At 62.8% G+C, this 17,752-nt stretch carries 15 protein-coding genes; 12 read left to right on the plus strand and 3 right to left on the minus strand.

The genetic code is table 11. From position 1 onward, the window contains the following. The first annotated feature begins 3 nt into the window (after positions 1-3). Genes ACEN93_RS03935 through ACEN93_RS03955 form a run of 5 tightly spaced genes read left to right on the plus strand, consistent with a single transcriptional unit; the run spans position 4 to position 4,575 of the window. Positions 4-366: an STAS domain-containing protein gene (locus tag ACEN93_RS03935; protein ID WP_011334518.1), complete on the plus strand. Its 363-nt coding sequence runs from the start codon at positions 4-6 to the stop codon at positions 364-366. Further along, positions 363-767 carry an anti-sigma regulatory factor gene (locus tag ACEN93_RS03940; RefSeq protein WP_039768856.1) on the plus strand — a complete coding sequence of 135 codons (405 nt, stop codon included), beginning with the start codon at positions 363-365 and terminating at the stop codon, positions 765-767. Before ACEN93_RS03935 ends, ACEN93_RS03940 begins: the two co-directional genes overlap by 4 nt. Then, positions 764-1,774: an ATP-binding protein gene (locus ACEN93_RS03945; protein ID WP_039769014.1), complete on the plus strand. Its 1,011-nt coding sequence runs from the start codon at positions 764-766 to the stop codon at positions 1,772-1,774. Before ACEN93_RS03940 ends, ACEN93_RS03945 begins: the two co-directional genes overlap by 4 nt. Further along, positions 1,767-2,642 (plus strand): sensor histidine kinase, encoded by an 876-nt coding sequence (locus tag ACEN93_RS03950; RefSeq protein ID WP_074690302.1) that lies wholly within the window; start codon positions 1,767-1,769, stop codon positions 2,640-2,642. Before ACEN93_RS03945 ends, ACEN93_RS03950 begins: the two co-directional genes overlap by 8 nt. Beyond that, positions 2,632-4,575, plus strand: coding sequence for a PAS domain-containing hybrid sensor histidine kinase/response regulator (locus ACEN93_RS03955; RefSeq protein ID WP_074690300.1), 1,944 nt, complete (start codon positions 2,632-2,634; stop codon positions 4,573-4,575). The genes ACEN93_RS03950 and ACEN93_RS03955 overlap by 11 nt, the downstream gene beginning before the upstream one ends. A gap of 95 nt (positions 4,576-4,670) precedes the next feature. On the opposite strand, the gene ACEN93_RS03960 is transcribed toward ACEN93_RS03955, so the two are convergent. The 3 genes from ACEN93_RS03960 to ACEN93_RS03970 all read right to left on the minus strand — a co-directional run bounded on the left by ACEN93_RS03960 (position 4,671) and on the right by ACEN93_RS03970 (position 10,267). After that, a complete protein-coding gene (locus ACEN93_RS03960; RefSeq protein ID WP_495611082.1) occupies positions 4,671-7,304 on the minus strand; it encodes an excinuclease ABC subunit UvrA in 2,634 nt (877 codons plus the stop codon). Between the two features lie 29 nt (positions 7,305-7,333). Beyond that, positions 7,334-9,445 carry a hybrid sensor histidine kinase/response regulator gene (locus ACEN93_RS03965; protein WP_495611083.1) on the minus strand — a complete coding sequence of 704 codons (2,112 nt, stop codon included), beginning with the start codon at positions 9,443-9,445 and terminating at the stop codon, positions 7,334-7,336. A gap of 132 nt (positions 9,446-9,577) precedes the next feature. Next, positions 9,578-10,267 carry a GntR family transcriptional regulator gene (locus ACEN93_RS03970; protein WP_039768861.1) on the minus strand — a complete coding sequence of 230 codons (690 nt, stop codon included), beginning with the start codon at positions 10,265-10,267 and terminating at the stop codon, positions 9,578-9,580. A 139-nt stretch (positions 10,268-10,406) separates the two neighbouring features. Between ACEN93_RS03970 and ACEN93_RS03975 the strand changes: the two genes are divergently transcribed. The 7 genes from ACEN93_RS03975 to ACEN93_RS04005 all read left to right on the plus strand — a co-directional run bounded on the left by ACEN93_RS03975 (position 10,407) and on the right by ACEN93_RS04005 (position 17,701). Next, complete coding sequence (locus ACEN93_RS03975; protein ID WP_495611084.1) at positions 10,407-11,492, plus strand: ABC transporter ATP-binding protein; 1,086 nt, start codon at positions 10,407-10,409, stop codon at positions 11,490-11,492. Position 11,493: 1 nt separating this feature from the next. Then, on the plus strand, positions 11,494-12,411 hold the full coding sequence (locus ACEN93_RS03980) for an ABC transporter permease (RefSeq protein ID WP_163975499.1): 918 nt from the start codon (positions 11,494-11,496) through the stop codon (positions 12,409-12,411). Continuing rightward, on the plus strand, positions 12,408-13,196 hold the full coding sequence (locus ACEN93_RS03985; RefSeq protein ID WP_007959453.1) for an ABC transporter permease: 789 nt from the start codon (positions 12,408-12,410) through the stop codon (positions 13,194-13,196). The genes ACEN93_RS03980 and ACEN93_RS03985 overlap by 4 nt, the downstream gene beginning before the upstream one ends. 15 nt (positions 13,197-13,211) lie before the next feature. Continuing rightward, the gene (locus tag ACEN93_RS03990) at positions 13,212-14,264 is read left to right on the plus strand and encodes an extracellular solute-binding protein (RefSeq protein WP_064597104.1); all 1,053 of its coding nucleotides are present in this window, start codon (positions 13,212-13,214) and stop codon (positions 14,262-14,264) included. An 85-nt stretch (positions 14,265-14,349) separates the two neighbouring features. Then, positions 14,350-15,546 carry an amidohydrolase family protein gene (locus tag ACEN93_RS03995; protein WP_495611085.1) on the plus strand — a complete coding sequence of 399 codons (1,197 nt, stop codon included), beginning with the start codon at positions 14,350-14,352 and terminating at the stop codon, positions 15,544-15,546. Next, positions 15,543-17,030: an amidohydrolase family protein gene (locus tag ACEN93_RS04000; RefSeq protein WP_495611086.1), complete on the plus strand. Its 1,488-nt coding sequence runs from the start codon at positions 15,543-15,545 to the stop codon at positions 17,028-17,030. Before ACEN93_RS03995 ends, ACEN93_RS04000 begins: the two co-directional genes overlap by 4 nt. Positions 17,031-17,041: 11 nt before the next feature. Next, on the plus strand, positions 17,042-17,701 hold the full coding sequence (locus ACEN93_RS04005; RefSeq protein ID WP_495611087.1) for a flavin reductase family protein: 660 nt from the start codon (positions 17,042-17,044) through the stop codon (positions 17,699-17,701). The last annotated feature ends 51 nt before the right edge of the window (positions 17,702-17,752 follow it).

The raw sequence follows: 17,752 nt of genomic DNA on the forward strand, positions 1-17,752 counted from the left end.
ACAATGGAACGTATCCCGATTCTTCAGATGGGTGACTTCCTGCTGGTGACCATCCAGGTCGACATGCACGACCAGCTCGCCCTCACCTTGCAGGACGACCTGTCCGAGCGCATCAGCAAGACCTCCGCGCGCGGGGTGCTGATCGACATCTCGGCGCTGGACATGGTCGATTCGTTCATTGGCCGGATGATCGGCACCATTTCCGGCCTGTCGAAAATCATGGATGCCGAAACCATGCTCGTCGGCATGCAGCCGGCGGTCGCCATTACCCTGGTCGAGCTCGGTCTGTACCTGCCAGGCGTCAGTACCGCGCTGAACGTCGAGCGCGGCATGAAACTGCTGCAGGAACGAGTACGCCAGCAATGACCGTGCGCAGCAGCGGTACCCAACCGATCAACATCGAGCAGGACGTGGTGCTGGCCCGGCAACAGGCGCGCAAACTGGCCACCGAATGCGGCATGCGCCTGATCGACCTGACCAAACTGGTGACCGCCGTCAGCGAGCTGGCGCGCAACACTATGGTGTATGGCGGGGGTGGCGACATGGACTGGCAGATCCTCGACGACAACCACAAGGTCGGCCTGCGCCTGACCTTTCGCGATGAAGGCCCGGGCATTCCCGACATCAAACTGGCGATGACCGACGGCTGGACCTCCGGCAGCGGTCTGGGCCTGGGGCTGACCGGGGCCAAGCGGCTGGTGGACGAATTTGAACTGGACACCGAGCCCGGCAAAGGCACTCGCATAACGATCACCCGATGGACATGAACATCAGCGGGACATTGACCCAGGTGTTGGTGATCGAGGACAGCAGCCAGATCGGCCATGCCCGGCGTACGGCCCAGCGTCTGGCCGAGCAACACGGTTTTGGCGAAAGCGACGCAGGCCGTGTGGCGCTGGTGGCCACGGAGCTGGCGAGCAATGTGCTCAAGCACGCCGGGCGCGGGGAATTGCACCTGCGCCTGTTGCCCCGTCAGGGTGACGACGGTATCGAGATGATTGCGGTCGACCGTGCCCAGGGGTTTGATCTGGACGCGTGTCTGGCGGACGGCTTTTCCACCGGTGGTACTCAGGGCATCGGCCTCGGTGCAGTGGCTCGACAGGCGGATATCTTCGACGTATTTGCCGATCATCGCGGCGCTGTGCTGCTGGCTCGTCTGTATCCGCGCAGCGACCGGCAGTTGGATATGCCGTATGGTGTCAGTCAACACTCGCTGCACAACGATCCCGCCTGCGGCGACGTCTGGCATCTGGCGATTCACGGCAGTGACATCAGTGCCCTGATCGTCGATGGTCTGGGCCATGGCGAAGACGCCGAGCGTGCGGCCCGAGCAGGAGAGAAAGCCTTTGCCCTGAGCCCGTTCGGTGCGCCAACGGTCCTGATGGAAGACATGCACCGGGAAATGATCGGGAGCCGGGGTGGCGCAGTGGCATTCGCGCAGTTTCATGCCGGGCGTGCCAGTCTGTCGTTCACCGGTGTCGGTAACATCGGTGCCAGCCTGATCGCCTCAGACAAGTCGCGCGGACTGGCCTCGCATCCGGGGATAGTCGGCGGCCAATACCGAAAAGCCCAGCCCTTTGACTATGCTCACGTGAACGGACATCTATTGATCATGTACAGCGATGGCTTGCAGTCCCGTTGGAACCTTCAAGACTACCCCGGTCTGGTGCATCGCCATCCCGCCGTGATAGCCACCGTCCTGCACCGCGATTTCTGTCGCGGGCGCGACGATGTAACGGTGCTGGTCGTTGCCCTGGAGGCCGCCCATGGCTGAGTCCCCGACACTGAGCAATGCCGAACAGGCTGCGTTGATCGCCCAGTTGCAGAGCGAAACCGTTGCGTTGCGCGAAGAGCTCGACGAAACCAATCAGGGCGTGCTGGCGCTGTACGCCGAACTCGACACCCAGGCCGAACAACTGCGTCAGGCGTCCGATCTGAAAAGCCGCTTTCTGTCGTACATGAGCCACGAGTTCCGCACACCGCTGGGCTCGATCCTGAGCATCAACAGCCTGCTGGCCGACGAACTCGACGGTCCCCTCAGCCCCGAGCAGCACAAACAGGTGGCCTTCGTCAGCAGCGCCGCCCGGGAACTCAGCGACATGGTCGACGACCTGCTCGACCTGGCGAAGATCGAGGCCGGACGCATCAGCATTTCGCCTGCGTGGTTCGACATGTTCGACCTGTTCGCGGCGTTGCGCGGAATGTTCCGGCCGATTGTCGACGCCACTGCCGTAGACCTGATTTTCGAAGAGCCAGTGGGCCTGCCGCGTCTCTATACCGACGACAAGAAGCTCGCGCAGATTCTGCGCAACTTCATTTCCAACTCGCTGAAATTCACCACCCGTGGTGAAGTAAGGATCTCGGCACGCCTTGAGGGTGAGGACAAGGTACGGTTCGCCGTCAGCGACACCGGTATCGGTATCGCTTCGGAGCTGCATGGCACCTTGTTTGAAGACTTTTCTCAGGTCGACTCACCGCTGCAAAAACGCCTGCGCGGCACCGGGCTCGGCTTGTCCCTGTGCAAACGCTTCGCCGAACTGCTCGGTGGCGAGGTCGGCGTCCAGAGTACCCCGAGCGTGGGTTCGTGCTTTTTCGTGATCATCCCGTTGGCGATCGCCCAGGAGAGCGTCGATGAAACATGACATCCGTCTGTTGATCGTCGATGACAACGTCGCCACCCGCTACGCCTTGCGCCGACGGCTGGAACGCCACGGCTATGAGGTGTTAGAGGCCGGCACCGGTGGCGATGGCTTGGCATTGATCGCCAGTGAAAAGCTCGACGCGTTGATTCTCGACGTCAACCTGCCGGACATGAGCGGCTTCGATATTGTCCGCGAACTGCGCGCCGACGCCCGCACCGCCCTGCTCCCGGTGATCCACGTGTCGGCCGCGTCGATCCAGACCGGCGACATCATCACCGGCCTTGATGCCGGAGCCGATGCCTATTTGATTCACCCAGTCGATCCCGACGTGCTGCTGGCAACATTGCGCACCCTGCTTCGGGTGCGCGACACGGAGAACGCGTTGCGCGAAAGCGAGGCGCGTTTCCGCGAGATCTTCGTCAACATCTCCGCGCCCATCGCGGTGCTGGATGCCGACCTGAAAGTCCACGAGTGCAACCACGCTTTCTCCCAACTGATCCAGGACAACCGCGACCCGCAGCCCCTCAGCGAATGCTTCGCCGAGGATCAGAGCGCGATCCTCGACGAACTGCGCCTGCGGCTGGTGGATGGCGAACGCTGGAAAGGCACGCTGAACATGCGCGTGCAGGGCGAGATCCGTGAGACCGAGTGGCAGATTTCCCCCTACCGCACCCCGAAACTGAGCCTGGTGTTCGTCGAAGACGTCACCGAACACCGTCACCGCGAACGTTCGCACCTGGCGCGGCTGGACGACACCACCACGCAACTGGCCAAGGAAGTCGCCGACCGGGTACGCGCCGAATCGCAACTGCTGCAAGTACAGAAAATGGATGCGCTGGGCAAACTCACCGGCGGCATTGCCCACGACTTCAACAACCTCCTGACCGGGATCATCACCAGCCTTGAGCTGATCCAGAAACGGGTCGCCGATGCCCGCCCGGACAAGGTGCAGTTTTACGCCGAAGCAGCTCTGAACTCGGCGATGAGTGCGGCCTCGCTCACCCATCGCCTGCTGGCTTTTGCCCGCCAGCAACCGCTCGACACCCGTCCGGTGGACATCAACAAGCACGTCCGCTCGCTGGAAGAATTGCTGGTGCGCACCATCGGCGAACGCATCGCCCTCAAACTGGAAATGACCACCAAACCTGCCATCGCGCTGGTCGATCCGATCCAGCTCGAAAGCGCAGTGCTCAACCTGGTGATCAACGCCCGGGACGCATTGCCACGGGGCGGCAATATCTGGGTCAGCACTTACGCGGCGTATTCCCACGGCGACCCGAACCTCGCCGATGGTTCCTATGTGGCGCTATCGGTGCGCGATGACGGTACCGGCATCGAGCACAGCGTCATCGATAAGGTGTTCGAGCCGTTTTTCACCACCAAACCGCTGGGCCAGGGCACCGGGTTGGGGCTGTCGACGATCTACGGTTTCGCTCGTCAATCCGGTGGCGATGCGCACATCCGCAGCGTCGCGCGACGCGGCACCGAAGTGACGATCATGCTGCCGGCCACCAGTGATCCGACCGCTGTCGATGTGGCCCCGGTGACCATCGATCCGCAAGGCTCGGGCGAGCATGTGTTGATCGTCGAAGACATGCCGGCGGTGCGCCTGTTCGTCACCGAAGTGCTGGAAGACGCCGGCTACCGCTGCACCCAGGCGGCCGATATCGAAACCGCGCTGGAGCGCTTGCGGAACGACCCGTCGATCGACCTGCTGCTGACCGACGTGGGCCTGCCACGCATGACCGGCCGTGAACTGGCGGACGTTGCCCGGGGCTGGCGTGAAGCGCTGCCGATCCTGTTCATGACCGGTTACGCGGAAACCGCGATCAACCGCCAGGTGTTCCTCGGGGCCGGCATGGAGATGCTGGTCAAGCCGTTCCAGATCCGCGAGTTGCTGGACAAGGTACGCCGCACGCTCGACGGCGCCTGATACACCGCCATCGCCAGCAGGCTGGCTCCCACATGGAAAACCAGCAATCTGTGGGAGCCAGCCTGCTGGCGATGACGATATTCGACACGCTATGGCTAGCGGCTGAGGGCACGAGAAAGAAACGGCGCAGTCCGGCTCTTCTTGCTCGCCGCCACTTTCTGCGGCGTTCCGGCCACGACGATCTTGCCGCCCTGATCCCCCGCACCCGGACCGATGTCGATCACCCAGTCGCTCTGCGCCACCACGCGCATTTCATGCTCGACCACGATCACCGTGTGCCCCGCCGTGACCAGCGTATCCAGTTGTTCGAGCAAACGATCAACGTCGCGCGGGTGCAACCCGGTGGTCGGTTCATCCAGCACATACAGCGTCGCGCCGCGCTGGTTGCGTTGCAGCTCGGTGGCCAGTTTGATCCGCTGGGCTTCGCCGCCGGACAGCTCGGTCGCCGGTTGCCCGAGGCGCAGGTAACCGAGACCGATGTCGCGCAGTACCTCCAGCGAACGGCGGATCGCCGGTTGCTCGGCAAACACCGTCACCGCTTCGTCCACCGTCAGCTTCAGCACCTGCGCGATGCTCAAGCCCTGCCAGAGGATGGCCAGGGTTTCGGGGTTGTAACGCGCGCCGTGACAGGTCGGGCACGGCGCATAAACGCTGGGCATGAACAGTAATTCGACACTGACAAACCCCTCGCCTTCGCAGGTCGGGCAGCGCCCCTTGGCGACATTGAAGGAAAACTGCCCGGCGTCGTAACCTGCCGCTTTCGCCTCATCGGTCGCGGCAAACAGCTTGCGCACGTTGTCGAACAGCCCGGTGTAGGTCGCCAGATTCGAACGCGGCGTGCGGCCGATGGGTTTCTGATCGACCTGCACCAGACGCTTGATCGACTCCAGCCCGGCGCTGACCTGGCCGGTGCTGGCAGACGGGGTATCGTCTTCCAGATTGAGCTCTTCCGGCTCGGCGTCACTGACGCTGCGCCCGAGCTGCGCGCCGACCAGTTCCAGCAGCGCCTGGCTGACCAGACTGGATTTGCCCGAACCGGAAACACCGGTGACCGAAGTGAAACAACCCAGGGGAAATTCGGCGCTGAGGTTATTCAGGTTGTTGCGTGTGACGCCGTCGAGTTTCAGCCAGCCCGACGGTTTGCGCGCGGCGCGGTTCGGCCGTTGCTGTTCGGCGAACAGATAGGCGCGGGTCTGCGATTCCTCGATCGCGGCCAGCCCCGGCGGCGGGCCGCTGTAGAGAATCTGCCCGCCCTTTTCACCGGCCGCCGGGCCGACGTCGATCAGCCAGTCGGCGCGGCGCATGGTGTCCAGATCGTGCTCGACCACAAACACGCTGTTGCCGTCGGCCTTCAGACGCTGCAAGGCCTCGAACAGCGCCTCGCCGTCAGCCGGGTGCAGGCCGGCGGAGGGTTCGTCGAGCACGTAGATCACGCCGAACAATTGCGACCCCAATTGAGTGGCCAGTCGCAGGCGTTGCAATTCGCCGGACGACAGGGTCGGCGTGCTGCGCTCCAGGGCCAGATAACCGAGGCCGAGATCGGTCAGGGTGCTGACCCGCTCCAGCAAGTCCTCGGCAATGCGCTGCGCGGCCAGGCGTTTTTCCAGCGACAGGTTCGGCGTATGGCGCACGTCCGGCGCGTTGGCGTGGCCGCTGGCGCCATGAGCCACGCGTTGTTGCCGGGCTTCGCGGGTCTGGCTGTGGGTCAGGGTTTCACCGCTTTCATCGGCGTGTTCCAGCCAGCTCGCGTCCGCCACCGGTTTCAAGACTTCGGCGACTTGCAACAGAGACATCCGCGACAACTCGCCGATGTCATGCCCGGCAAACGTTACCGACAGCGCCTCACGCTTGAGGCGCTTGCCATCGCACAACGGGCACAGGCTGCCGATCATGAACTGCGACACGCGCTTCTTCATCAGCGCACTTTGCGAATGGGTAAACGTGTGCAGGATGTAGCGCCGGGCGCCGGTGAACGTGCCTTGATAGCTCGGCTCCATGTTGCGCTTGAGGGCGACGCGGGTTTCTTCCGGCGTCAGCCCGGCGTACACCGGAACGGTCGGTGTTTCCTCGGTGAAGAGGATCCAGTCACGCTGTTTTTTCGGCAGCTTGCGCCACGGGATATCGACATCGATGCCCATGGTCACCAGGATGTCGCGCAGGTTCTGCCCCTGCCAGGCCAGCGGCCAGGACGCCACGGCACGCTGGCGGATGGTCAGATTCGGATCCGGCACCATCAACGCCTCGGTGACCTCGTAAACCCGGCCCAGTCCATGGCATTGCGGGCACGCGCCTTGCGGCGTGTTCGGTGAAAAATCCTCGGCATACAGCATTGGCTGACCCGGCGGATAGCTGCCGGCGCGCGAGTACAGCATTCGGATCAGGCTCGAGAGCGTGGTGACGCTGCCCACCGACGAGCGCGTGCTCGGCGTGCCGCGCTGTTGCTGCAGGGCCACGGCCGGGGGCAGACCTTCGATGGAATCGACGTCCGGTACGCCGACCTGATCGATCAGCCTCCGCGCATAGGGCGCCACCGATTCGAAATAGCGCCGCTGGGCTTCGGCATACAGCGTCGAAAACGCCAGCGACGACTTGCCCGAACCCGACACCCCGGTGAACACCACCAGTGCATCGCGAGGAATGTCGACGTCCACGTTCTTCAGATTGTGTTCACGGGCGCCGCGCACGCGAACCATGCCGGCGGCAGAACTGGAATTGCGTCTGGAAGTCATCGGCCAGCCTTGGTCAGGGGATTTGGAGCTCAGGTGCTGAGCACGGAACGGATCATCTGCAGCAATGCTTCGGGGCCATAAGGCTTGCCGAGCAAATGGGTGTCGGGGCTGAGCTGGTGGTTGCGCGAGATGATGTCGCGGGTGTGCCCCGAGGTGAACAGCACCGCCACCGGCGGCATTTGCACCTTGGCCCACGCCGCCAGATCGGAGCTCTTGATAAGACCGGGCATGACCACGTCGGTGAAGATCAGGTCGACCCGCGCACCTTCCATCAACATCTGCATGGCCGCATCGCCGTTGCCGGCGATCAGCACGCGGTAGCCTTCTTCGCGCAACAGTTCGACCGCCGAGGTGCGCACCGCTTCGTTGTCCTCGACCACCAGGATCGTCTCGTGACCACCCGCCTGCTGATGATTGACGCTCGGCGAGTCATCGAGCACGGGGCGCAGGCTGCGTGGAAAGTACAACTGCACCCGCGTGCCTTCGCCGATCCGACTGTCGATCTCCACATGCCCGCCGCTCTGCTTGACGAAGCCGAAGACCATGCTCAAGCCGAGGCCGGTGCCCTGGCCGTCGGCCTTGGTGGTGAAGAACGGTTCGAACACCTGCTCGAGCATGTGCGGGGCAATGCCCACGCCGCTGTCACTGACCGAAACCCGGACGAAATCCCCCGGCACGATGCCCTTGCCCGAACAGAACGCCCGATCCAGTGAGAGGTTGGAGGCGCCGAGTACAATCGTGCCCTCGCCCTTCATGGCGTCCCGGGCATTGATCGCCAGATTGAGAATGGCGTTTTCCAGTTGATTGCGGTCAACGTTGATGTGCCACGGCTCAACAGGCAGTTGCACGTCGATCTGAATGGTTTCGCCCAGCGCCCGTTGCAGCAACTCGCCCACGCCTTCGAAAATCTGGCGTGGGTTGCAAACCGCCGGCGACAGCGGCTGACGCCGGGCAAACGCGAGCAGTTGCGAGGACAGCTTGGCGCCGCGCTCCACCGCCGCCAGCGAGGCGCTGACCCGGCGCTGGACGTTGGCGTTGTTCGGTTCATGTCGCGCCAGCAGGTGCAGGTTGCCGGCGATCACTTGCAGCAGGTTGTTGAAGTCGTGAGCCACGCCGCCGGTGAGGCCGCCGATGGATTCGAGTTTCTGCGACTGGCGCAGTTGCTCTTCGGCGGAGAGACGCGCGCCGACTTCATCAGCTACCCGTTGTTCGAGATTGCGGGTGAATTTGAGCAGGGACTCTTCGGCGGTCTTGCGCTCGTGAATATCGATCAACACACCGGGGAAACGGAACGGCTGTCCCTGCTCGTCGAACTCGCAGCAACCGCTGGCCAGCACCCAGAGGAAACTGCCATCAGCGCGTATCACGCGGTATTCGGCGTTGTACGGCTCGCCGGTGCGCACCGCATTCTCGACGCATTCCTGCACCCAACTGCGGTCGTCGGGATGAATGTGCGCCTCGGTAATGTGCTGCGGCAGGTTGGTCAGGTCCTGATCCGCCGGAAAGGAAAATGTGCGGGCAAATCGCTCATCGGCCGACAGCACATTGTTTCTGACGTCCCAGACAAACGAGCCAAGCAGTGCCCCGGCATTCAGTGCCAGTCGCACCCGCTCGTTATCGGCGCGATAAGCGTCTTCGGCGGCCTGACGCAAGCGTTCGGACAGCACCAGTTCAGTGGTTTCCACCACCATCGCCATCACACCCGAAGGCATACCGGCATCGTTGGCCACCGGGCTGTAATACAAATCGAGCCAGACATCCTCGGGTACGCCATCGCGCAGCAACACCAGGACCTTGTTGCGATATTCCAGGGTGCCGCCGGCCAGACAAGTGTCGACCACATGCCGGTTGAAATCGGCCACCTCCGGCCAGCCCAGTTCCACCGGCGATCCGAGCAGGTACGGATGCCGGCCGCCGGCGAATCGCGAATAGGCGTCGTTGTAGATCATGTAACCGGCATGGCCCCAGAGCATGACCATCGGCAGCGGCGAGGCCAGCATCAGCTGGACCGTGCTGCACAGGCTGGCCGGCCAGGTTTCGAGGGGGCCCAGATCAGTCCTGCTCCAGTCAAACGCACGAATGCGCCCGGCCATCTCGCCTTGCCAGCCGTCACACCCATGGCTATCGGATAAAAACTGCATCAGCTGCTTCAACGCCTTGTAGTGGGTCCGGGTCTATCGCCGCGCGTTCAAACGCCACGCCCGTCTGTTTCGAGCGTGTCGGGCAGCGATGGTTTCATTAGAGGTATAGCCGATTTCACCTGCACTCGACGCTCACACTCCGATCAGGTGTTTGAGCGGATGGTAGCCGGTCTTCATTTTCGCAGCGACGTCGAGGATCGCCTTCTGGATGCCGTCCAGGTGCATGCAGGTCAGCTCGATCGCCGCGCTCTGATTGCCGGCCTCGATGTACTCGATCAGGCGCAGGTGCTCGTCGTCGCGGCAGGCTTCGTGGCTGTCGTCATCCAGCGCGGCGGCGTACAGCGAGGCGCGGGAAATCAGCTTCTGGAACCAGTCGAGCAGTACCGGGTTGTTCAGGCTGCGGGCCAGTTTGATGTGGAATTCGCCGAGCAGGTGAATCAGTCGCTCGTGGTCGCCGGCTTCGTGGGCTTCGTCTTCCAGCAGCAAATGATCACGCAGGTCCTGCATCGCCGCAGAGTCCTTGCGCCGACACAGTTCGGTGACGATGCCGATCTCGATCAGACGCCGGGTTTCGAACAGGGAACGGATTTCCTCATCGCTGGGCAGCGACACCGACGCACCTTTATTGGGCTCGGTGGTGACCAGTCCGTCGGCCTCCAGTTGCTTGAGCGCGGCGCGAACCGACGTGCGGCTGACATTGAACAATTCCGCCAGCGACGCCTCGCCCAGCTTCATCCCCGGACGCAGCGAACGCTTGCTGATCGCCTCGTAAACCCCTTGGTAGACGCGGTCGACCGTGGTTTCCGTTTTTTTCTCGGTCATTTGAAAGCTCCTTCAACGCTGGCGACGCTGCCCGACGAACGACTCAGTCAGGGAAATGGGGGTTGCGCCAGCAGATTAATCCGGGTATTTCTAAATTGCATTCAGATATTGCATACAATAATTAGAGGATTGCACCATTATGGGTCAACCAATAGCCATTGAAGTGCGTAACGTATCCAAGCGGTATTCTGATGACCCTGGCCTGGCGCCAGCCCTCGACAACGTATCGGTGAACATCGCCGACAACGAGTTTTTCACCCTCCTCGGCCCCTCGGGCTGCGGCAAGACCACCCTGCTGCGCACCATCGCCGGTTTCGAACACGTCAGCGACGGCGAAATCCGTCTGGCGGGCGAAACGGTCAATCACCTGCCGCCGTTCAAGCGTCGGGTCAACACGGTGTTCCAGAGTTACGCGCTGTTTCCGCACATGAGTGTCGCGCAGAATATCGCCTTCGGCCTCGAGATGCAGGGTCTTGATCACAAGACGATTCCCGGACGGGTCGACGAGATGCTCGCGCTGGTGCAGATGGAGCATCTGGCCGGGCGCAAACCGGCGGAATTATCCGGCGGCCAGCAACAACGCGTGGCTCTGGCCCGGGCCCTGGCGCCGAAGCCGAAAGTGCTGTTGCTCGACGAGCCGCTGTCGGCGCTGGACCTGAAGCTGCGCAAGGAAATGCAGGTCGAACTCAAGCGCGTGCAGCAGGAAGCCGGAATCACCTTCATCTTCGTCACCCACGATCAGGAAGAAGCGCTGACCCTGTCCGACCGGATCGCGGTGATGTCCGCCGGCAAGATCCTGCAGATCGGCACCCCGACCGACATCTATGAACGCCCGCAGCACCGTTTCGTCGCCCAGTTCATCGGCGACATCAATTTCCTCCCCGGCGAACTCAAGCGCGGCGACCACAACGAAAACCTCTTCGTGCCCAACGGCATGCCGGTGGAAATCCCCTGCCCGCCGCAAGGCGTGAATGGCAGCAGCGTGCAACTGGCGTTTCGTCCCGAGCGCTCGCAACTGGTCGCGGCGGATCAACCGCATCATCTGCGCGGCGTAATCGAGGCCGTGCTGTATGTCGGCACCGCGACCCTGTACCAGTGCCGCTTGAACAACGACATCAAAGTCATGCTGCGGGAAAACAACGAAGGCCTGAACCGTGGTCGTGCAGTCGGCGAGCCCGTGGCGGTGCACCTGCCGCCCCAGGCCTGCCTGTTGATGGAGGCCTGAGATGAGCGTCAGCAGCACTTCCCCCGCCCTCAACCGCGCGCTGTTGCTCAGCCCGGTGGTGTTGACCCTGCTCGCCCTGATCGCCATTCCGCTGGGCATCATGGGCTACATCAGCCTGCTGCCGCGCAACACCTACGGCGGCGTCGACTGGCAGGCCCAATGGCAACTGCAAAGTTACGTGCAGCTGTTTTTCCAGGAAGGTTTTGACGGCGAACTGGAGCTGAACTGGGTCTACGCCCAGGCGCTGTTGCGCTCGGTGTTCCAGGCCGGTGGCACCACGGTGTTGTGCTTTCTGTTCGGGTTTCCGGTGGCATTGTGGATGTCGAGCCTGACCCCGCGCCGACGCAACCTGATGGTGTTGCTCATCACCATTCCGTTCTGGACCAACCTGCTGATCCGCAACTACGCATGGCTGATCATCCTGCGCGAACAGGGCTGGGTCGCCCAGAGCCTCAACGCGCTGTTCCCGAGTGCCGGCGGCATCACCCTGCTGTACAACGACTTCGCGGTCAGTGTGGGTCTGGTCTACAGCTTCTTGCCGTTCATGATCCTGCCGATCTACTCGACCCTGGAAAAGCTCGACTGGCGTCTGGTGGAAGCCGCCTATGACCTGGGCGCCAACCGCTGGCATGCGCTGCGGCGGATCATCCTGCCGCTGTCGATGCCCGGCGTGATTGCCGGTGCGTTGCTGGTGTTCGTGCCGAGTCTCGGCGCCTTCATCACCCCGGCGATCCTCGGCGGTGGCAAGACCCTGATGATCGGCAACCTGATCCAGCAGCAATTCGGCACCGCACGCAACTGGCCGCTGGGCAGTTCGCTGTCGTTCCTGCTGCTGGGGATTCTGCTGTTGTCCCTGGTGCTCTACGCCCTGTACAGCCGCAGCGCGGTGAAAACCCTGAACCGGGGAGCGAAAGCATGATCTCTCTGCACCTGAAAAAACTCCCCGCAACCCGCGAAATCAGCCTGCTGATCCTCGCCTATCTGTACGTGCCGATCCTGGTGTTGATCGCCTACAGCTTCAACGCCAACCGCTCGGCGACGGTGTGGACCGAGTTCTCGTTCGCCTGGTACGGGCGGATCCTGGCCAACCCGTCGATCCAGACCGCAGCGCTGAATTCGATCATCGTCGCGACCATCGCCACAGTCTGCGCCACAACCATTGCACTGCTCGCAGCACTGGCGACTTACCGGCCGTTCTACGGACAGAAAATGGTCGAAGGCGGGATCAACCTGCCGCTGATCCTGCCGGAGATCGTCACCGCCGTGGCCACCCTGCTGCTGTTCATGGCGCTGGGCATCAAGCTCGGGCTGATGACGGTGATCGTCGCGCACATCGGCTTCTGCATTCCGTTCGCCTACCTGCCGATCCGCGCGCGGCTCAACGATCTGGACAAGAGCCTGCTGGAAGCCGCCAACGACCTGTATGCCAATCCGTGGCAGGTGTTCCGCCGCGTGACCTTGCCGCTGCTGTGGCCGGCGGTGCTGTCCGGCTCGGTGCTGGCGTTCGTGGTCAGCCTCGACGATTTCATCATGACCTTCTTCGTCGCCGGGCCCGGTTCGACCACGTTGCCGGTGTACATCTTCTCGGCGATCAAGGCCGGCGTAACACCTGAAATCAACGCGATTTCAACCCTGATGCTGGTGATTTCCATCGTGCTGGTGGTGCTGGCCTTCTGGCTTGGCCAACGCGGCAAACAACAATAAACCTGGAGCGCGCTCATGAAAGTGAAAAACATGCGTCTGGCAGTATCCGGTCTGGCCCTGAGTTGTTTCACCGCGTTCGGCGCCCACGCCGCCGAGCCCAAGCAATTGTTCTTCTACAACTGGACCGATTACTACCCGGTGGATCTGCTGGCCAAGTTCGAAAAAGAGACCGGGATCAAGGTCACCATGGACGGCTACGACAGCAACGAAACCCTGCTCGCCAAGTTGCAGGCCGGCGGCGCCGCGTATGACGTGATCGTGCCGTCGCAGTCGATCATGCAGACGCTGATCAAGCAGGACCTGCTGCTGGAAATCGACGCCCCGACCCTGAGCAACTTCCAGTACGTCAAAGGCCCGTTCCGCGATCCGAGCTTCGACCCCGGCCGCAAGTTTTCGGCGCCGTACTTGTGGGGCACCACCGGGTTCTCCTATGACAGCGCGCGGGTGCCGGGCGGCAAGCTCGATGATTCGTGGAAAGAATTCTTCGAGCCGCGCAAGGAACTGCAAGGCCAGCTTGCCGCCCTCGACACCTCCAGCAGCGTGATCAACGCCGCCAGCCACTACCTGAACGTCGACGAGTGCACGGAAAACCCGCAGGACGCCAAGCGCATCCTCGAACTGCTGCAAAAGCAGAAACCGTTTTTGAAGATGTACAGCTCCGACAACACCGTCGACCGCATGGCCTCGGGCGAAGTGATCATGATGCAGAACTGGAACGGCTCGACGGCCCGCGCCACGTTGCAGAAGAGCACCATCAAATACGTGTACCCGAAAGAAGGCCTGGCAATGTTCCAGGACAACTTCGCCGTACCGAAAAGCGCGCCGCATCCGGGCAACGCGAAGATCTTCATCGACTGGATGATGAAGCCGGAAAACGCGGCGGCCGTGTCCAACGCGATTGCCTATGCCAACGGGATTCAGAGCGATCAGTTGCTGGATGCGAAATGGAAGGTCATGGACGCGATCAACATGCCCGAGGAGTACGCCTCGCGCCTGCGGCCGGAGAAGGAATGCAGCAACAAGGCGCGGGAGCTGCAGGATCGGATCTGGTCGAAGCTCAAAGGCTGATCGCCTGACTTGAGACCGCGTCGCGGCCATCGCTGGCAAGCCAGCGATGAGGCCCGCCCAGACAACATAGAAACAGAGGTATGAAATGTCCCACCCCCGCTGGCTCAGAAACATCCGCCCCTACGGCGCCCCTGCCGAAGACCTGCTGATCGAAAACGGCAAGTTCAGCCAACGCCGCCCGGCCTCCAGCACCCCGCTGGCCGCCACCGACATCGACGGCCAGAACCAGCTCCTGACCGCCCCGCTGGTGGAAAGCCACGTCCACCTCGACAAGACCCTGTACGGCCAACCCTGGCGCCCGAACAGCGCCGGCCCGACGCTCAAGGACTACATCAGCAACGAGCGCCGCGTGCTGCGCGAAGTCAAAGCGCCGATTGCCGAACGCGCCGGCGCCCTGCTGGAGAACTGCATCGCCCGGGGTTCGCTGACGATGCGCTGCCATGTCGACATCGACCCGGAATTCGGCCTGCGCCACGTCGAAGCCATGCAACAACTGCGCGAAACCTACAACGACCTGATCGACCTGCAACTGGTGGTCTTCCCGCAAACCGGCCTGATCAGCCGTCCCGGCACCGCCGAGCTGATGCGTGAAGCCATGGCCCTGGGCGTGGAAAACGTCGGCGGGCTCGACCCCTGCGGCATCGACAATGACCCGATCGCGCAGCTGGATTTCGTGTTCAAACTGGCCAGCGAATTCCAGCGTGGCGTCGACATTCACCTGCACGACAAAGGAGAACTGGGCCTGTGGCAGATAGCCCGGATCGCCGATTACACCGAGCGTTTCAACCTGCACAACCGGGTGATGATCAGCCACGCCTATTGCCTCGGCATGCTGCCGTGGAGCCAAGTCAAACCCGTCGCCGAACGCCTTGCTGCACTGGGCATTTCGCTGATGAGTTCGGCGCCGGCCGACTGCGCCGTTCCACCCTTCCTGGCGCTGCGCGAGACCGGCGTCAACGTGTGCCTGGGCTCCGACGGCATTCGTGATGCGTGGTCACCGATGGGCAACGGCGACATGCTGGAACGGGCGATGCTGCTGGCGTTCCGTTTTGATCTGGGCAAGGACGATGAACTGGCGGCGGCGTTCGACGCGGCGACGGTCAACGGTGCGCGCGCATTGGGGATCGAGGATTACGGCTTCGCCATCGGCCGGCCGGCAGACTTTCTGCTGATGCCGGTGGAAACCCTTGGTGAAGCGGTAGTCGCGCGGCCAGTGCGTCAGGTCTATCGCGGCGGCGAACTGATCGCCAGCGGCGGTCGTTTGCTGGGCAGCCGTCTGTGAAACGGATCGGCCTGAAGGCCGGTTGCGTGGTCGGCTTCGACGGCACGCAACATGTGCTGTGGCGCGACGGCGAAGTGGTATTCAGCGGATCGCGCATCGAGTTTGTCGGGCGCGGTTATCAAGGGCCGGTGGATCAGTGGATCGACTACGGCAACGCACTGATCGGTCCCGGTTTCATAGACCTGGACGCCCTCGGCGATCTCGACTCCACGGTGCTGACCTTGGACAACGGCGACGAGCGTGCCATGGGCCGCATGTGGTCGGCGGAGTATCTGGCAGCCGGGCCGCGTGAGTCGTTCAGCCCTGAAGAAGAGATCTTCAAATACCGCTACGCCTTCACCCAGTTGATCCGCAACGGCATCACCACGGCCATGCCGATCACCTCGATGTACTACCGCGAATGGGCGGAGACCTATGACGAGTTTGCCGCTGTCGCTGACGTGGCGGGCGAGTTGGGCCTGCGTACCTATCTCGGCCCCTGCTACATGAGCGGCATGAGTTACTGGCGCGCCGACGGCACCCTCGCCCATCACTGGGATGAGGCTCGGGGCCTGGCGGGACTGGACGCGGCCGAACGGTTTTTCAAGGATTTCGATGGCGCCCGCGCCGGGTTGATTCGCGGCGCGCTGCTGCCGGATCGCATCCAGACCTGCACGCCGAAACTGCTGCAACGCACATCCGCCTTGAGCCGTGAATTGAATGCACCGATGCGCCTGCATTGCTGTCAGGCGCCGGGGGAAGTGGCGATGGTCGAACAGCTACGCGGCACCACGCCGCTGGGCTGGTTGCAGCAACTCGACCTGCTCACCCCGCGCAGCCTGCTGCCCCACGGCCTCTACACCTCGGGCGATGACGATCTGCAGCGGGTCATCGACGGCGGCGCGAGTCTGGTGCACTGCCCGCTGGTGTTCGCCCGTGACGGCGAGGCGCTGAATTCGTTCGGCCGCTATCGTGCGAAAGGCATCAACTTCGGCCTCGGCACCGACACCTGGCCGGCAGACCTGCTGGAGAACATGCGCCACGGTTTGAACATCGCCCGCTTGATGGAAGGCGGGCCCGCGCTGACCAGCAGCCTGGATCTGTACAACGCCGCCACCCTCGGCGGCGCCAAGGCGCTGGGCCGTGACGACCTCGGTCGCCTGGCCGCCGGCGCCAAAGCGGATATCACCGTGTTCAACCTGCGCGGTCTGCACCTGGGCCCGCTGTTCGATCCACTGAAAAACCTGCTGCTGGCCGGGCGCGGCGACGACTGCATCGCCAGTTACATCGATGGTCGCTGCGTGATGCACGACGGTCAGGTCAACGGCGTCGATTACCCCACTCTGCAACGCCAGGCCCAACGCCAATACGAAAAACTGATGCGCAGCCACAGCGACCGGGCCGTTGGCCGACCGGACTGGAAAACCCTGTTTCAGCCGGCCATTCCGTTCGCCGACGACTACAGCGCCGAAGCGCCGTTGAGCGCCATCGACCCCCTTCTTTAGAGAACACTGCCATGCACAGCTTCGACTTCAGCCAACTGAGCCCACGGGAAAAATACAAGATTCTGATCGGCAGCGTGGTGCCGCGCCCGATTGCACTGGTCACCACCATCGACGGCGAAGGTCGGGTCAACGCCGCGCCGTTCAGCTTTTTCAATGCGCTGTCGGCGGACCCGCCCATCCTGGCGCTCGGCGTCGAGAACTACGGCGACCAGAGCCCCAAGGACACCACGCGCAATATCCAGATGAATCAGGAATTCACGGTCAACATCGTCAGCGATGCACTGGTGGAAGCCATGAACGTCTGCGCCGTGCCGTTCGCGCCGGGTTTCGATGAATTGACCGCTGCGGGCCTGACAGCGATTCCCGGCACCTCGGTCAAATGCCCGCGAATCGGCCAAGCACCGGTGGCGCTGGAGTGTCGGCGGATGATGGCGCTGAACATCGGTCAGTCCCGGGAGATCATTTTTGGCGAGGTGTTGATGGCCCATGTGCGCGACGAGTTGATCGACCCGAAAACCCTGTACATCGATCAATTGGGGCTGGATGCGATCGGGCGCATGGGCGGGCATGGTTATGCGCGAACCCGGGATTACTTCGATTTGCCGACCCGCTCGTTGCAAGCGTGGACGGAAGCGCCGGGGGGTGGCGAACGGTTCTGGCCACAGCGCTGAAAGCTATTGCTCGTTCCCACGCTCCGCGTGCTGCTCGTACTGATCGTTCCC

It is taken from the genome of Pseudomonas sp. Pseusp21, assembly GCF_059492145.1.

What these genes read in the sequence shown, in the direction of transcription:
- ACEN93_RS03935 (WP_011334518.1), top strand. Translation starts at nt 4, where the DNA reads ATGGAACGTATCCCGATTCTTCAGATGGGTGACTTCCTGCTGGTGACC.
- ACEN93_RS03940 (WP_039768856.1), top strand. Translation starts at nt 363, where the DNA reads ATGACCGTGCGCAGCAGCGGTACCCAACCGATCAACATCGAGCAGGAC.
- ACEN93_RS03945 (WP_039769014.1), top strand. Translation starts at nt 764, where the DNA reads ATGAACATCAGCGGGACATTGACCCAGGTGTTGGTGATCGAGGACAGC.
- ACEN93_RS03950 (WP_074690302.1), top strand. Translation starts at nt 1,767, where the DNA reads ATGGCTGAGTCCCCGACACTGAGCAATGCCGAACAGGCTGCGTTGATC.
- ACEN93_RS03955 (WP_074690300.1), top strand. Translation starts at nt 2,632, where the DNA reads ATGAAACATGACATCCGTCTGTTGATCGTCGATGACAACGTCGCCACC.
- ACEN93_RS03960 (WP_495611082.1), bottom strand. Translation starts at nt 7,304, where the DNA reads ATGACTTCCAGACGCAATTCCAGTTCTGCCGCCGGCATGGTTCGCGTG.
- ACEN93_RS03965 (WP_495611083.1), bottom strand. Translation starts at nt 9,445, where the DNA reads ATGCAGTTTTTATCCGATAGCCATGGGTGTGACGGCTGGCAAGGCGAG.
- ACEN93_RS03970 (WP_039768861.1), bottom strand. Translation starts at nt 10,267, where the DNA reads ATGACCGAGAAAAAAACGGAAACCACGGTCGACCGCGTCTACCAAGGG.
- ACEN93_RS03975 (WP_495611084.1), top strand. Translation starts at nt 10,407, where the DNA reads ATGGGTCAACCAATAGCCATTGAAGTGCGTAACGTATCCAAGCGGTAT.
- ACEN93_RS03980 (WP_163975499.1), top strand. Translation starts at nt 11,494, where the DNA reads ATGAGCGTCAGCAGCACTTCCCCCGCCCTCAACCGCGCGCTGTTGCTC.
- ACEN93_RS03985 (WP_007959453.1), top strand. Translation starts at nt 12,408, where the DNA reads ATGATCTCTCTGCACCTGAAAAAACTCCCCGCAACCCGCGAAATCAGC.
- ACEN93_RS03990 (WP_064597104.1), top strand. Translation starts at nt 13,212, where the DNA reads ATGAAAGTGAAAAACATGCGTCTGGCAGTATCCGGTCTGGCCCTGAGT.
- ACEN93_RS03995 (WP_495611085.1), top strand. Translation starts at nt 14,350, where the DNA reads ATGTCCCACCCCCGCTGGCTCAGAAACATCCGCCCCTACGGCGCCCCT.
- ACEN93_RS04005 (WP_495611087.1), top strand. Translation starts at nt 17,042, where the DNA reads ATGCACAGCTTCGACTTCAGCCAACTGAGCCCACGGGAAAAATACAAG.